This is a genomic window from Streptomyces ziwulingensis (assembly GCF_039542605.1).
GTDB lineage: Bacteria > Actinomycetota > Actinomycetes > Streptomycetales > Streptomycetaceae > Streptomyces > Streptomyces ziwulingensis.
On sequence record NZ_BAABIG010000071.1, the window covers coordinates 35,324 to 49,725 of the forward strand.

Genomic DNA, 14,402 nt, shown 5'->3' on the forward strand with positions numbered 1-14,402 from the left:
GAACGACGATCAGCCATTACCTGATCACAGGCACGACCCTAGAGCCCCGTCGTAAGGACTACAAGTGGAACTGGCCTATTACTCGGATTACGCCGTACGGCTCGTCAACACCGAGGAGCCGGCCCGGGGCAAGGACGCGCTGACCTCGATCGAGGCGGTCCGCGAGCTGTTCGGGGTCAATCAGTCGGCCGCCCGGCGCGCCGCCGAGGCCGACGTGACCCGCTTCCGCTCGGTCCGGGCACGGCTCCGGTCGGTCTTCGAGGCCGCCGACGCGGGCGACGAGACGCTCGCCGTGGACCTGCTGAACTCCCTGCTCCTGGAGTTCCCGGTGAGCCCGCAGATCTCCGGCCACGACGTCCGCGACGACGACGGCCGCCCCCTGTGGCACATGCACCTGGCGCACCACCCCTCGAACGCGACCGCCGGTTACGCCGCCATCGCCGCGATGGGTCTGGCCTTCCACCTCACCGAGTACGGCGTGGACCGCCTGGGCCTGTGCGAGGCGGCCCCCTGCCGCAACGCCTACCTGGACACCTCCACCAACCGTTCCCGCAGGTACTGCTCCGACCGCTGCGCCACCCGCGCCAACGTGGCGGCCTACCGCGCCCGCAAACGTCTGGAGGCGGACCGTTCGGTCAGCACCGGCCGGAGCGCCGACAGCGCCCAGCCGGCCAGCGCCAGCGGCGAGCGCTGAGCGGGCTTGCGCGGCCGGTAGCGGGCGCGGACCCGGCCGAGGACGAACTCCTCGGGCACGGCCCCGTAGTCGGTGCTGTCGCCGCCGGCGTAGGCGTTGTCCCCGAGCACCCACCAGCCGGCCTCGCGGCGCTCCACGGCCCGCTTGACCACGAGCAGGTCCTGCTGGAACGGGTGGCGCAGGACGACCACGTCACCGGGCCTGATCCGGGCGCCCCAGTGCACCAGGAGCTGGTCCCCGTGGTACAGCGTGGGCACCATCGACGGCCCGGTCACCTCGGCCGGTCCGAAGGGCAGCGCCCCTCTCGCGCGTTCGGTCTCCTGCGACAGTTCCGGCATCTCCCGGCACCTCCCCGGTCATTCCTCCACCAGTCTCAGTCTCACCCCGGACTTTTGTCCTAAGCCCACGGGGGCACCCGCGAAATCACGTCCTCCACGGAGTAATGTCCACGGTGAGAAGACGATCACGAGGAAGGATGCTCCATGCTTTCCCGCCTGTTTGCCCCCAAGGTCAAGGTCAGTGCCCACTGCGACCTGCCCTGCGGCGTGTACGACCCGGCCCAGGCCCGTATCGAGGCGGAGTCGGTCAAGGCCGTCCAGGAGAAGATGGCCGGCAACGACGACCCGCACTTCCAGGCCCGCGCCACCGTCATCAAGGAGCAGCGCGCGGAGCTGGCCAAGCACCACGTGTCGGTCCTGTGGAGCGACTACTTCAAGCCCCCGCACTTCGAGAAGTACCCGGAGCTGCACCAGCTCGTCAACGACACCCTGAAGGCCCTCTCGGCCGCCAAGGCGTCCACGGACCCGGCCACCGGCCAGAAGGCCCTGGACTCCATCGCCCAGATCGACAAGATCTTCTGGGAGACCAAGAAGGCCTGATCTTCGATCATGCCGTTTGACCTGCGCTTCCCTTGGCCGCTAGGTCTTCCGGTCCGCACCCGGTCCACAGTCCGCCGAGCACGGCGTCGGTGACGGACCGGGTGCGGTCTTTTTTTCTTCCGCCGAGGCCGCCGTCGGACACGTCCACCACGTCCTCGCCCGGTTCCGCCGCGAGAAGCTCCGGCGGTGGCCGATGCCGGTGAGCGGCGAACCCAGATCCTCGCCGATCAGGACAACGACCGCGAGGCGACCTGGCGCGAACGCCCGCTGAACGCCGAGGGCGCCCTCAAGGCCGCCCGCTCCGACCTCCAGCGCGAGGGGAGCGACATGGCTGAGGGGCTGGTGTTCCACCACGGGCAAGGGCTGACCGTCGGCGGGCCCGCTACCGCTGGAGGCAGGTGTCCCGGTAGCGGAGTTCGGCGACGCCCGGGCGCTCGTCGAGACGGCGACGGATGCCGAACTGTTCCTCCACTCCGGCGACAGGCACCTGCTCACCGACAGCAGCCTGCCGTCGCACGCCGAACACCCCGCAGCTCAGGCCACCGATCGAGTGCTGGACTTCCTCGACCGCATCGAACAGCCCGGCATGCCGGCGAGAGCCACCGAGGCCAAAGGCAGCTCGCTCCAGCCTCCGCTTTCCCCGCTCTCAGACGAGCCTGATCGATACCGTCCGGTATCGGTACTTGACGTTACCGGAACCCGTCAGTACCGTTTTATGAGCGAGTTCCGCCGCGTCGAAGCTCGGAGCGTTGAGCGGGTGGTGCGGCCTCTGCCGCCGGACGCTGGGATGCGGAGCCGTCCTGAAGAACGGGTGATCACATGCAGTACCGCACTCTCGGGGACACGGGCCTGAGCGTCAGCTCGCTGTGCCTGGGCACGATGATGTTCGGGTCCTGGGGCAACAAGGACCACGACGACTCGATCCGTACGATCCACCACGCGCTCGATGCCGGCATCAACTTCGTCGACACCGCCGACCTCTATGCCCGCGGGGAGGCCGAGGAGATCGTCGGCAAGGCGCTGGCCGGGGGACGCCGCGACTCGGTGGTCCTGGCGAGCAAGTTCCACAACCCGATGAGCGACGACGTCAACGACCGCGGCAACTCGCGCCGGTGGATCATGCGGGCGGTGGAGGACAGCCTGAAGCGGCTCGGCACCGACCACCTCGACCTCTACCAGGTGCACCGCCCCGATCCGGCGACCGGGATCGAGGAGACGCTGGGGGCGCTGACCGATCTGCAGCGGGCCGGGAAGATCCGGTACTTCGGCACGTCGACGTTCCCGGCCCACCAGCTCGTCGAGGCGCAGTGGGCGGCCGAACGCCGGGGACTGAGCCGGTTCGTGACCGAGCAGCCCCCGTACTCGATCCTCGCCCGCGGGATCGAGGCCGACGTCCTGCCCGCCGCCGAGTCACACCGCATCGGCGTGCTCACCTGGAGCCCGCTCGGCGGCGGCTGGCTCTCCGGCACGTTCCGCAAAGGTGCCACCGGCCAGGTGAGCAGCCGCACCGAGCTCATGCCCGGCATCTTCGACATCGAGGCCCCGCGCAACGCCGGCAAGCTCGACGCCGTCGAGGCCCTCGCCCAGCTCGCCGAGGAGTCCGGTCTGTCCCTGATCCACCTCGCCCTCGGCTTCGTGCTCTCCCACCGCGCGGTGACCGCACCGATCATCGGCCCGATGGACGTGGAACAGCTCGACAGCCAGCTCGGCGCCGCCGACCTCGTCCTCGACCAGGACGTCCTCGACCGCATCGACCAGATCGTGCCTCCGGGCCGCAACATGACCGCCGGGGACGCCGGCTACTTCCCGCCCGCGCTCACCGACTCACGTCAGCGCCGGCGCTGACGACCCCCACCCCCGAGCCATGAACGGACGGAATCTCTCCATGTCCATATCCGCCATCCCGCACATCAACTTCGCGAACGGCCAGGCGCGCCCGGCGCTCGAGTTCTACAAGAGCGTTTTCGACGGCGACCTGCTGTTCCACACCTACCAGGACTTCGGCATGCCCGCCGATGCGCCGGACGCCGACCGGGTCGTCTTCGGCCAGGTCACCACCGCTGACGGCTTCGTCCTGATGGGCTATGACATCCCGGGCGTCCAGGAGCCGGACTTCGGGAAGCCGGGGTCCACCCGTCGGGCGAACGGCACGACCCTCACCGAGCAGCCGATGTTCGTCAGCCTGCGCATCGGAAGCCTGGAAGAGGCGACAACGCTCTTCGAGCGCCTCACCGCGTCCGGGACCGTCGTCGAAGACCTCGCCTCGTCGAACTGGTCGCCCGGCTTCGGCATCGTCACCGACCGGTTCGGGGTGACCTGGCTGATCAACGTCCACGAGGAGTGACCACCGCGGGGGGCGACGCCCGGAAACCACTTGGGCGTCGCCCCCCGACCGGTGCCCGCGGTCCGAGGCCCACACCCGCGCATCACCTTTTCCCCGTCGCTCAGCCAGACATTGGGAGTGTCGTTCACCCATGCCCGCAGATCTCACCACCCCACGCGCGAGGAACCTCGCGCTCGCCTTGCTGGCGTTGACCCAGTTCGTCGTCGTGATCGACGCGTCGATCGTCAACGTGGCACTGCCCTCGGTCGGCACCGCACTCGGCATCTCCCAGGACCACCTTTCCTGGGTGGTCAACGCCTACGTCCTGGCCTTCGGCGGGTTCCTGCTGCTCGGCGGGCGCCTGGCCGACTTCCTCGGCCGGCGGCGCATGTTCGTGGCCGGTATCGCACTGTTCACGATCGCCTCGCTGCTCGGCGGTCTCGCCCAGAACGAGACCTGGCTGATCGCGGCGCGGGCGCTGCAGGGCCTGGGCGCGGCGATCGCCTCGCCCGCGGCCCTGTCCATCGTGACGACCACCTTCCAGGAAGGCAGTGAGCGCAACCGGGCCCTGGCCATCTGGGGTGCTGTCGCCGGCGCCGGAGGCGCCGCCGGTGTGCTGCTCGGCGGCGTTCTCACCGAGTACCTCGGCTGGGAATGGGTGCTGTTCGTCAACGTCCCGATCGGGGCGGTCATCATCTGGCAGGCACCGAAGCGTCTCGTCGAGTCGACCAGCGGTACGCGGGAGCGCGCCTTCGACGTGCCCGGTGCGGTCACCGTGTCCGCCGGGCTGGCCCTGCTCGTCTACACGCTCGTGGACGCGGACAAGGCGGGATGGACCTCCACGGCCACCCTGCTGCGCGGGCCGGCCGCGCTGGTGCTGCTCGCCGCGTTCGTCGTCATCGAGTGGCGCTCGCGCGGGCCGCTGCTGCCGCTGTCGACGTTCTCCCTGCGCACGCTGCGCGGTGCCAACGTCGTGGGTCTTCTGGTCGGCATGGCCCTGGTCTCGATGTTCTTCCTGATCACCCTGTACCTGCAGCAGGTGCTCGGGTTCAGCGCGCTGGCCGCGGGCTTCGCCTATCTGCCCCTGTCGGTGTCCATCATCGTCGCGGCGACCGCCGCTTCGACCCTGGTCACCCGGCTGGGGTTCAAGCCGGTGCTGATGGCGGGCCTGGCGTTCGTCGCCCTGGGACTCGCCTGGTTCTCCCAGGTACGCCCGGACGGCTCGTTCGCCGTGGACGTGCTCGGCCCTTCGGTGCTCGCCGGCATCGGTCTCGGCCTCTCGTTCGTACCCATGACGATCGCCGCGGTGACCGGTACCACCGCGGAGCAGGCCGGCCTCGCCTCCGGCATGATCAACACCAGCCAGCAGATCGGTGGCGCACTCGGCCTGGCGATCCTCGCCTCCATCGCCAACTCGGCGACCACCGACGCGCTCACCTCCGGTGTACGGGACCCGAAGGTCGCCCTCACCGACGGGTTCCAGGACGCGTTCCTCGTCGGCGCCTGCTTCGCCCTCGCCGGCGTCGTGCTCGCCGCCGTGCTGATCTCCACCCGTGACAGCCGCGAACACTCACAGGCCGCCAGGCGCGGCGAGGTCACCGCACCCGTTGTCTGACCGGGCATCGAACCTCGGCGGCACGACAATGGACTCGGCACACAGCAGGACATGCTTCCGGCAGCGAGGAGATCACCGTGATGACGCAGGACGCCCCCACCGCGGGTGACGCCGTCCCGGACGGCGACGGTGGCCGAACTGTCCACCGCCGCCCGGGCCGCAAGCCCGACCCTGGACGCGACGCCGAGATCCTGGACGCCGCGCTGCAGGTTCTGGCGGAGGTCGGCTACGCGGGTATGACGATGAACGCGGTGGCGGCACGGGCGAAGGCCGGCAAAGGCACCTTCTACCGTCGCTGGCCCTCGAAGGCCGAACTGGTCCTCGACGCCGTCGCACACATGAAACGCAGCCAGGCGGACCTGAACCGGCTGCCCGACACCGGCACCCTGCGCGGCGACATCCTCGCGCTCTTCAAGCCGGCGTCCGTCGAAGAAGGCGAGTACCAGCTCACGATCATGGCCGGGCTGGCGTCGATGCTCAGCCAGGACCGCGGGCTCGCCGAAGCGGCGAACGACGCGATCGTCGAGCCGTGGGCCGCCGCGAACCGCGTACTGCTCGGCCGGGCGATCAGCCGCGGCGAGATCGACACCTCCGCCGACATCGAGACCCTCTCGCAGATCATCCCGTCCATAGCCGCCTACCGCGCGCTCATCCAGCGCAAGCCGTTCGACCGCGACTTCCTCATCTCCATCATCGACGGCGTCCTTCTGCCGGCGGTCCGCCCATGACCTGTCTGAGGCGCAGCTCATGCTCGTGCGTGCTCGCCGGCGGGTGCCCCCTGTTGCGGCTCGCGTCGCCGGTGTCGTCGGCGGACCACAGCAGGTGGCGCTTGCGGGTGGTTGGCCACGGGCCGAAGCCGGCGGGCATCTGAGGCCACTGGGAGCCGGTGCCCGGTCAGTGGATGATTCCGTTGATCACCTGCCGGTGGTCCCTTCATCCGCCGCAGCGGCCGTTGCTTGTGGAGAGCAGCGGCTCCAGCCCCCCTGCGTGCGGTGCTCGACGGCGGCGACGACCAGGGCCGCCTTGTCGCGGTAGCGGCGGTAGATCGTCGTCTTCGCCGCCCCGGAACGGCCGGCGACCGCCTCCATGGACAGATGCTCGTAACCCACCTCAGTGAGCAGCGACAGCGTCGCTTCAAGAATGGCCGGCCCACGGCTGGTGTCACGCGGCCGCCCCACGACCGACGGCCCCTGCGCGCCCACGGCCCGCGAGTCACTCGATGCGCTTGCCACTCCATCTCCCACTTTCGATACGCTACGGTCGCGTATCGAAAGTGAACCGCGATGAGGTGGTAGGCAACCTGAGCCCACCCGGCGACCGAATCGCTTCGATCGCCGGCCCGCGATCGATTCACCATCACGGGCCCACAGCTACTCGAAAGGGCCCGTCCGGGCCCCTTCGGTATACCGGGTGAGTTCAGGGTTTCTCGGTGACCTTCTCCCGTGCTGTTCGGGCGGGTCCGGCGTTCGCCGGGCGGGCCGACGGGCCGGGCGGCTCCAGGCTGGTCTCCGTCGTGGCCGGGCAGGTCGGGTCGTGGCACGGACCCGGCACCCATACGGGGACCCACGCGCCCAGCGTCTTGTGGCGTCGGACGACCGTCTCCACTGTCTGTCCGCAGGCGGGACAGACGTTCTTGTCGCTGTCCATACCTCCAGCCTAGGGCGGCGCGGGCCGCGGCGCCCGCTGTGCCGGGGGCGGGCGGCGCGGGGCGGGGTCCGCCCCCGGCACAGCGGGCGCCGCGGCGGTGGGGCCGTACGGTGTCAGGAGTCGTACGGTCCGGTGCGGGCTCCGGGTCCGTGCCGGTGAGGGCGTCAGGTGTTGCGCCGGGTCACGAACTCGGCCAGTGCGAGCAGGCCGCCGGCCGCCTCGGGGCTGGGCACGGCCCGGGACAGTTGCTGCATCGCGCGGGCCATGTGGTCGGCCGCCTGGGCCTGCGCCCAGTCCCGGCCGCCCGCCCGCTCCACCGCCAGCGCGGTCTGCTCCAGATCCTCGGTGCCCTCCTCGTACGGTCTCGTGTACAGCTCCGCCAGCTCACGGGCGGCCGGGGTGCCCGAGGTGAGCGCGGCGACCACGGGCAGGGACTTCTTGCGGGCCGCCAGGTCCGCGCCGGCCGGCTTGCCGGTACGGCGCGGGTCGCCCCATATGCCGATGACGTCGTCGATGAGCTGGAACGCCAGCCCGGCCTCGCGGCCGAACGCGTCCAGCGCCTCCACGTCCTCGTCGGCGGCGCCCGCGAACAGCCCGCCCAGCGCGGCGGCACACCCGAGCAGCGCACCGGTCTTGGCCTCGGCCATGGCGAGCGTCTCCTCAAGGGTGACCTCGTGCGGATCGCGCCGCTCCATCGCCGTGTCCACCTGCTGTCCCGCGCACAGCTCCACCACGCAGTCGGCGAGCCGGGCGACCGCCGCCGCGGCCGCCGGGTGCGGGTCCGTGGCGAGCAGCCGCAGGGCCAGTGCCTGGACGGCGTCACCGACGAGGATCGCGTCGGCGACACCGAACACGGTCCACGCGGTGGGCCGGTGCCGGCGGGTGGTGTCCCGGTCCATCACGTCGTCGTGCAACAGCGTGAAGTTGTGGACCAGTTCGACCGCGGCCGCCGCCCGCACGGCCGCCGCCCGGGCCGCCGGACCCCCGAGTGCCCCGGCCGAGGCGAGGACGAGCGCCGGCCGGATCGCCTTGCCCGCGTTGTCCGTCGCCGGTGTCCCGTCCGCGTGCTGCCAGCCGAAGTGGTACTGCGCGACCCTGCCCAGCATGCCGGGGAGGGAGGCGAGCGCGGCGCGCAGCTCGGGGTCGACCGACGCGCGGGCGCGCCGCAGCAGCGCCGCCGCCTCCTCCGGCCCGTCGGAGTCCCCCGTCCCCCGTTCCCCGGGGTCGGGCGACGCACTGTCCCGCTGCGTCCCGACGGGGCTGTGCCGCTCCAGGGTGCCGGTGGGCCGCGATGCCTCGGCGGCGCGGTCCCGGGCCTCCGTCATGGGCTCACCTCACCCGCGGGGCGCCCCGGCGGGCGGGCGCACCGCGCTCGGGAGCGGGAGGTCACTGCCAGCGGCCGATCTCGACGTTCTCCAGGACGCCGAGCGCGTCCGGGACGAGCACCGCCGCCGAGTAGTAGGCGGTCACCAGGTACTTGATGATCGCCTGTTCGTTGATGCCCATGAAGCGCACCGACAGGGCCGGCTCGATCTCGTCCGGGATACCGGTGGCCCGCAGGCCGATGACGCCTTGGTCGGCCTCGCCGGTACGCATGGCGATGATCGAGGTGGTGCGGGCCTCGGTCACCGGGATCTTGTTGCACGGGTAGATCGGCACGCCCCGCCAGGTGGGGATGCGGTTCCCGGCGATGTCGATCGTCTCGGGGACGAGGCCGCGCCTGTTCAGTTCGCGGCCGATGGCGGCGATCGCGCGCGGGTGGGCGAGGAGCAGCTTGGTGCCGCGCCGGCGGCTGAGCAGTTCGTCCAGGTCGTCCGGGCCGGGCACGCCCTCGTGCGGCTGGATGCGCTGCTCGTACTCGCAGTTGTGGAGCAGGCCGAACTCGCGGTTGTTGACCAGTTCGTGCTCCTGGCGCTCCTTCAGCGCCTCGACCGTCAGCCGGATCTGCTGTTCGGTCTGGTTCATCGGCTGGTTGTAGAGGTCGGCCACGCGGGAGTGGATGCGCAGCACGGTCTGGGCGACGCTGAGTTCGTATTCGCGGGGGCGGGCGTCGTAGTCGACGAAGGTGTGCGGGATGTCCGGTTCGCCGCTGTGGCCGGCGGCGAGGTCGATCGCCTTCTCGCCGTGCTTGTTGGTGCGCTGCTCCGGGACGGAGCGCTGCCGCTGGATGTGCTCGCGCAGGGACTCGCTGCGCTCCGAGACCTGCTCCACCTCCTGGCGGGGCAGCGCCAGGATGGTGCACGCGGTGACCGCGCGGACGGTGTACTCCCAGATGGCGTCGCCGTCGAGCAGTGCCTGGTCGCCGAAGTAGGCGCCGTCGGCGAGGACACCGAGGACCGCGTCGTCACCGTAGGGGCCGGTGCCGACCTTCTCGACCTTGCCGTGCGCCAGCAGGAAGACCTGGTCGGCCGGGCTGCCGAACGAGGCGATGACGTCACCGGGTTCGAACTCGCGCTGCTCGCAGCGCCGGGCCAGTTCGGAGAGCCCCTCCTCGTCCTCGTACGAGCGCAGGGCCGGCAGCTCGCCCAGTTCCGCGGGGATGACCTCGACACGGTCGCCGGTCTTCACGAAGGTCACCCGGCCGTCACCGACCGCGAAGGTCAGGCGCCGGTTCACGCGGTACGTACCGCCCTGGATGTCCACCCAGGGCAGGGTGCGCAGCAGCCAGCGCGAGCTGATCTCCTGCATCTGCGGCACGGACTTGGTGGTGGTGGCCAGGTTCCGCGCCGCCGCCGTGCCGAGACTCTGCTGCGGCTTGGTCTGCTCGCTGCGGACCTCTTCGCCTACCGACATAAGGTATTGCCCTCCCCGGTACTGCCCGGCGCGTTCGCGTCCGGCATCGATGTGCACGGCCCACCCTTCCTCACCGAGCGTGCCAGTGCTATTACACGAAAGAGCGGGAATGGATCACGGGAGATCGGGGCAGACTTGGGCCTTCCGTCCGGGGCCCGGCCGGGCGGGTGGCCGAGATTGTCCGGATCCACTCGCACACGGGCCGAACGAGTAGTAGACAACCCCCCTTCCAGGTACAAGCACCGGTACGAGGCGGTCGCGCCGGGCGATCGCACGAGGACGAAGGAGCCGGTGATGGCCTCACCGATGTCCGCGAGCAGTCTGCTGAAGGCGTTGAAGGCGGAGGGAGTCACCGTCGTCGAGGTCGGCGACTGGCGTGAGCACAACCGCAACCACAAGGGCGCCTGGGGGCCCGTGCACGGCGTGATGATCCACCACACGGTCACCGAGGGCAGCGCGCACACCGTGGATCTCTGCCGCAACGGGTACGAGAGCCTGCCGGGACCGCTGTGCCACGGCGTCATCACCAAGGACGGCAGAGTCCACCTCGTCGGCCACGGACGGGCCAACCACGCGGGCCTCGGCGACGACGAGGTGCTGCGCGCGGTGATCGCGGAGAAGGCGCTGCCCCCCGACAACGAGGCGAACACGGACGGCAACGCCCGCTTCTACGGCTTCGAGTGCGAGAACCTCGGCGACGGGAAGGACCCCTGGCCCGCCGCGCAGTTGGAGGCGATCGAGCGGGCGGCCGCCGCGATCTGCCGCTACCACGGCTGGAACGAGCGGTCCGTCATCGGGCACCTGGAGTGGCAGCCGGGGAAGGTGGACCCGCGCGGGTTCACGATGGCGTCGATGCGCGAGCGCGTCCGGGACCGGCTGAAGTGACCCGGGCGCGCACGGCACGCGCGGAGTGACAATGGCTCCGTGACCAGCACCGAACCCCCTGCCCTCGCCGCCCTGCGGCCCCGGTTGCCCTCGCCGTTGACCGAGGCCCGGGACGAGCGGTTCGAGCGGCGGGGAGTGCGGCTGCTGCTGAAACGGGACGACCTGGTCCATCCCGCGCTGGTCGGCAACAAGTGGCGCAAGCTCGCCCCCAACCTGGCGGCGGCCGGCGGCCGTACGGTCCTCACCTTCGGCGGCGCCTACTCCAACCACCTGCGCGCCACGGCCGCCGCCGGCCGGCTGCTCGGGCTGGCCACCGTCGGCGTGGTGCGCGGCCAGGAACTGGCCGGCCGGCCGCTCAACGCGTCGCTGGCCCGGTGCGCGGCCGACGGCATGCGGCTGCACTTCGTCGACCGTTCGACGTACCGCCGCAAGACCGAACCGGACACCCTGGCGGCCGTGCTGCGGCAGGCGCACGCGCGGGACGCGTTCGTCGTGCCCGAGGGCGGCAGCAACGCGGCGGCCGTGCGCGGCTGCCGCGCGCTCGGCGCGGAGCTGGCGGGCCGGGCCGACGTGGTCGCCGTGGCGTGCGGCACCGGCGGCACGCTCGCCGGGCTGGCCGCCGGGCTCTCCCCCGGACAGCGGGGGCTCGGCGTCCCCGTGCTCAAGGGCGGCTTCCTCGGCGCCGAGACACGGCGGCTCCAGCAGGAGGCGTTCGGCGGCCCCCGCGGCACCTGGACCCTGGACGACCGCTTCCACTTCGGCGGCTACGCCCGGACGACCGCGGAGCTGGACACCTTCGCCGCGGACTTCGAACAGCGCCACGGGCTGCCCGTGGAACGCCTCTACGTCGCCAAGGCGCTGTACGCCCTGCTCGCCCTCACGCGTGAGGACGCGTTCGCGCGCGGGACGACGGTCGCGGCGGTCGTCACGGGCGCGCCGTTCCAGGGGAGCGGCTGATCCGCCGGGGACGTCAGGTCGTCTCGCGGTAGGCCGCCGCCTCCTCCAGGTCCAGTCGGCGCAGCAGGGTGCGGAGCATCTCGTCGTCGATGTAGCGGCCGTTCCGCAGCCGGACGAAGACGTCCCGTTCCGCGCCGATCATCTCCCGGGAGAGCCGCCGGTAGGTGTCGTCGACGTTCTCGCCGGTGACGGTGTTGACCTGGCCGAGCCGCTCCCAGACGGCGTTGCGGCGGCGTTCCAGGACCGTGCGCAGGCGCTCGGCGAGCGGTCCGGGCAGGGCGTTGCGCTCGTCGGCGAGCAACTCGTCCAGGCGCTGCTCGGCGCCCCGGGACGCCTGGGCCTGGGCGTTCGCCTCGGCCAGCGTCTCGGCCCGGACGTCATGGTCGGGGAACTTCAGCAGGCGGATCAGCGGCGGCAGGGTCACGCCCTGGACGACCAGGGTGCCGATGACCGTGGTGAAGGTGAGGAAGAGGATGAGGTTGCGTTCGGGAAAGGGCTCGCCGCCGTGCACGGTGAGCGGGATCGAGAAGGCGATGGCCAGGGAGACCACGCCCCGCATCCCGGCCCAGCCGATGACGAACGGCTGCTTCCAGGTCGGGTTCTCCTCCCGGGCCCGGATGCGCGCCGACAGGATCCGGGGCAGGAAGGTCGCCGGGTACGCCCAGGCGAACCGGGCCGCGGCCACCACCAGGAAGACGGCGATCGCGTACCAGGCGGCCTCGGCGCCCTCGTACGCGCCCAGGCCCTTGAGGACGACCGGCAACTGGAGTCCGATCAGGGCGAACACGGCCGACTCCAGGACGAAGGCGACCATCTTCCACACCGCGTCCTCCTGGAGGCGGGTGGCGAAGTCGACCTCCCACGCGCGGTGGCCGAGGTAGAGGGCGACGACGACGACCGCGAGCACCCCGGAGGCGTGCACCTGCTCGGCGACCGCGTACGCGGCGAACGGGATCAGCAGGGAGAGGGTGTTCTTCAGCAGCGCTTCCCGGACGCGGGTGCGCAGCCAGTGCAGCGGGACCATCAGGATCAGACCGACGCCGACGCCGCCGACGGCCGCGAGCAGGAACTCGCCGATCCCGCCGGCCCAGGTGGCGCCCTCGCCGACCGCCGCGGCGAGCGCCACCTTGTAGGCGGTGATCGCGGTGGCGTCGTTCACCAGGGACTCGCCCTGGAGGATCGTGGTGATCCGGGACGGCAGCCCCACCCGGCGCGCGACCGCCGTGGCCGCCACGGCGTCCGGCGGCGCCACCACCGCGCCGAGCACCAGGGCGGCGGTCAGCGGCAGCCCCGGGACGATCAGGTAGGCGGCCCAGCCGACGACGAAGGTCGCGAAGAGCACGTAACCCACGGACAGCAGGGCCACCGGCCGCATCTGCGCCCGCAGGTCCAGGTAGGAGCTGTCGGTGGCCGCGGTGTAGAGCAGCGGGGGCAGCAGCAGCGGCAGCACGATGTGCGGGTCGAGGGTGTAGTCGGGCACGCCCGGGACATAGCTGACCGCCAGTCCCGCGGCGACCAGCAGCAGCGGCGCCGGCACCGGAGTGCGCCGACCCGCCACGGCGATCGCCGCACTGCCCGCCACCAGCAACAGCAGCGGCATCACGTTCATGGTCCTGTCCACCCTCGTCCTGCGCGCGGTGATCCGCGCACCCGTCGTAACCTGGCAATCATGAAACAGTGCACGCATCTCGACGCGCTGCCGCACCCGGCCCCCCAGCCGCAGAGCGAGACCTGCCCCGAGTGCCTGGCCGAGGGGACGGACCCGGTGCAGTTGCGGCTCTGCCTCACCTGCGGTCACGTCGGCTGCTGCGACTCCTCCCCGAGGAGACACGCCACGGCCCACCACGAGGCGACCGGCCACCCGGTGATGCGCACCTTCGAACCCGGTGAGGACTGGCGCTGGTGCTTCGTCGATCACGTACTCGTGTGAGCCTGCCACGGGACGGTTCGACCCTCTGACGCCTGGGTACGTCAACCCGGCGCGCGCTCTTCCGATTTGGATCCGCCGAACCCCTAGCCACTGTGCGTGTCCGCGTGTTTACTATGAGTGACAGCAAGGGGTTGGGGTCTCGGGGACAGGAAACTTCGGAGCGCGGTACCGTCACCGCTGAACCACGTATCGCGCCACCGCGTTACCCGAGGGGTGACCCTCGGCCCTGAAACGCTTGTACCACCTTGGAGGTGAGGGTGTCCCAGATCGCAGGCGAGCCCGCGACCCATGACTTCGTGGAAGTCCGGCTGCCGGCCGCGGGGGCCTATCTGTCGGTGCTGCGTACGGCGACCGCCGGTCTCGCGGCCCGTTTGGACTTCACCCTCGACGAGATCGAGGACCTGCGCATCGCCGTGGACGAGGCCTGCGCGATCCTGCTCCAGCAGGCCGTGCCGGGCTCCGTGCTCAGTTGCGTGTTCCGCCTCGTCGACGATTCGCTGGAGGTCACCGTCTCGGCGCCGACCACGGACGGCCACGCGCCTTCGCGGGACACCTTCGCCTGGACCGTCCTGTCCGCTCTGGCGGGCAAGGTCTCCTCCGCCGTGGACGAGGACAGAACCGTTTCGATCAGCCTCTACAAACAGCGCGGCGCGGGACCCGGGCCGGCGTGAGGAGCGGGG

16 protein-coding genes are annotated in these 14,402 nt (G+C 71.2%); 10 read left to right on the plus strand and 6 right to left on the minus strand.

Translation table 11 applies throughout. From position 1 onward, the window contains the following. Positions 1–64 precede the first annotated feature (64 nt). Entirely contained in the window at positions 65–694 is a 630-nt protein-coding gene (locus ABEB00_RS29005; protein WP_345623438.1) for a CGNR zinc finger domain-containing protein, read from the plus strand. Here ABEB00_RS29005 and sodX read toward each other — a convergent pair. Beyond that, positions 598–1,032 carry a nickel-type superoxide dismutase maturation protease gene (gene sodX / locus ABEB00_RS29010; RefSeq protein ID WP_345623439.1) on the minus strand — a complete coding sequence of 145 codons (435 nt, stop codon included), beginning with the start codon at positions 1,030–1,032 and terminating at the stop codon, positions 598–600. The genes ABEB00_RS29005 and sodX overlap by 97 nt on opposite strands. Before the next feature lie 144 nt (positions 1,033–1,176). Between sodX and sodN the strand changes: the two genes are divergently transcribed. The 5 genes from sodN to ABEB00_RS29035 all read left to right on the plus strand — a co-directional run bounded on the left by sodN (position 1,177) and on the right by ABEB00_RS29035 (position 6,238). Then, on the plus strand, positions 1,177–1,572 hold the full coding sequence (gene sodN / locus ABEB00_RS29015; protein ID WP_345623440.1) for a superoxide dismutase, Ni: 396 nt from the start codon (positions 1,177–1,179) through the stop codon (positions 1,570–1,572). Between the two features lie 819 nt (positions 1,573–2,391). Then, positions 2,392–3,417, plus strand: coding sequence for an aldo/keto reductase (locus ABEB00_RS29020; protein WP_345623441.1), 1,026 nt, complete (start codon positions 2,392–2,394; stop codon positions 3,415–3,417). Positions 3,418–3,457: 40 nt separating this feature from the next. Further along, on the plus strand, positions 3,458–3,916 hold the full coding sequence (locus ABEB00_RS29025) for a VOC family protein (RefSeq protein WP_345623443.1): 459 nt from the start codon (positions 3,458–3,460) through the stop codon (positions 3,914–3,916). 130 nt (positions 3,917–4,046) lie between these two features. Continuing rightward, complete coding sequence (locus ABEB00_RS29030) at positions 4,047–5,510, plus strand: MFS transporter (RefSeq protein ID WP_345623444.1); 1,464 nt, start codon at positions 4,047–4,049, stop codon at positions 5,508–5,510. Positions 5,511–5,590: 80 nt separating this feature from the next. After that, positions 5,591–6,238 (plus strand): TetR/AcrR family transcriptional regulator, encoded by a 648-nt coding sequence (locus tag ABEB00_RS29035; RefSeq protein ID WP_345623446.1) that lies wholly within the window; start codon positions 5,591–5,593, stop codon positions 6,236–6,238. Positions 6,239–6,424: 186 nt separating this feature from the next. Here the strand turns inward: ABEB00_RS29035 and ABEB00_RS29040 are convergent, their stop codons facing one another. From ABEB00_RS29040 to ABEB00_RS29055, 4 genes are all read right to left on the minus strand, one after another. After that, entirely contained in the window at positions 6,425–6,742 is a 318-nt protein-coding gene (locus ABEB00_RS29040) for a TetR/AcrR family transcriptional regulator (protein WP_345623448.1), read from the minus strand. A gap of 184 nt (positions 6,743–6,926) precedes the next feature. Continuing rightward, on the minus strand, positions 6,927–7,157 hold the full coding sequence (locus ABEB00_RS29045; RefSeq protein ID WP_345623449.1) for a hypothetical protein: 231 nt from the start codon (positions 7,155–7,157) through the stop codon (positions 6,927–6,929). A 164-nt stretch (positions 7,158–7,321) separates the two neighbouring features. Continuing rightward, complete coding sequence (locus ABEB00_RS29050; RefSeq protein ID WP_345623450.1) at positions 7,322–8,482, minus strand: family 2 encapsulin nanocompartment cargo protein polyprenyl transferase; 1,161 nt, start codon at positions 8,480–8,482, stop codon at positions 7,322–7,324. 61 nt (positions 8,483–8,543) lie between these two features. After that, positions 8,544–9,950, minus strand: a complete 1,407-nt coding sequence (locus ABEB00_RS29055; protein ID WP_345623451.1) for a family 2B encapsulin nanocompartment shell protein — start codon at positions 9,948–9,950, stop codon at positions 8,544–8,546. A 306-nt stretch (positions 9,951–10,256) separates the two neighbouring features. Between ABEB00_RS29055 and ABEB00_RS29060 the strand changes: the two genes are divergently transcribed. Both ABEB00_RS29060 and ABEB00_RS29065 read left to right on the plus strand, forming a co-directional pair. After that, positions 10,257–10,835, plus strand: coding sequence for an N-acetylmuramoyl-L-alanine amidase (locus ABEB00_RS29060; RefSeq protein WP_345623562.1), 579 nt, complete (start codon positions 10,257–10,259; stop codon positions 10,833–10,835). A 39-nt stretch (positions 10,836–10,874) separates the two neighbouring features. Continuing rightward, positions 10,875–11,792: a 1-aminocyclopropane-1-carboxylate deaminase/D-cysteine desulfhydrase gene (locus ABEB00_RS29065; protein ID WP_345623452.1), complete on the plus strand. Its 918-nt coding sequence runs from the start codon at positions 10,875–10,877 to the stop codon at positions 11,790–11,792. A gap of 13 nt (positions 11,793–11,805) precedes the next feature. Here ABEB00_RS29065 and ABEB00_RS29070 read toward each other — a convergent pair whose 3' ends face one another. Continuing rightward, positions 11,806–13,401 carry a Na+/H+ antiporter gene (locus tag ABEB00_RS29070; RefSeq protein ID WP_345623453.1) on the minus strand — a complete coding sequence of 532 codons (1,596 nt, stop codon included), beginning with the start codon at positions 13,399–13,401 and terminating at the stop codon, positions 11,806–11,808. Between the two features lie 60 nt (positions 13,402–13,461). On the opposite strand from ABEB00_RS29070, the gene ABEB00_RS29075 reads away from it, so the two are divergent. Beyond that, on the plus strand, positions 13,462–13,722 hold the full coding sequence (locus ABEB00_RS29075; protein ID WP_345623454.1) for a UBP-type zinc finger domain-containing protein: 261 nt from the start codon (positions 13,462–13,464) through the stop codon (positions 13,720–13,722). Between the two features lie 257 nt (positions 13,723–13,979). Further along, entirely contained in the window at positions 13,980–14,393 is a 414-nt protein-coding gene (locus ABEB00_RS29080) for an ATP-binding protein (RefSeq protein ID WP_345623455.1), read from the plus strand. Positions 14,394–14,402 lie beyond the last annotated feature (9 nt).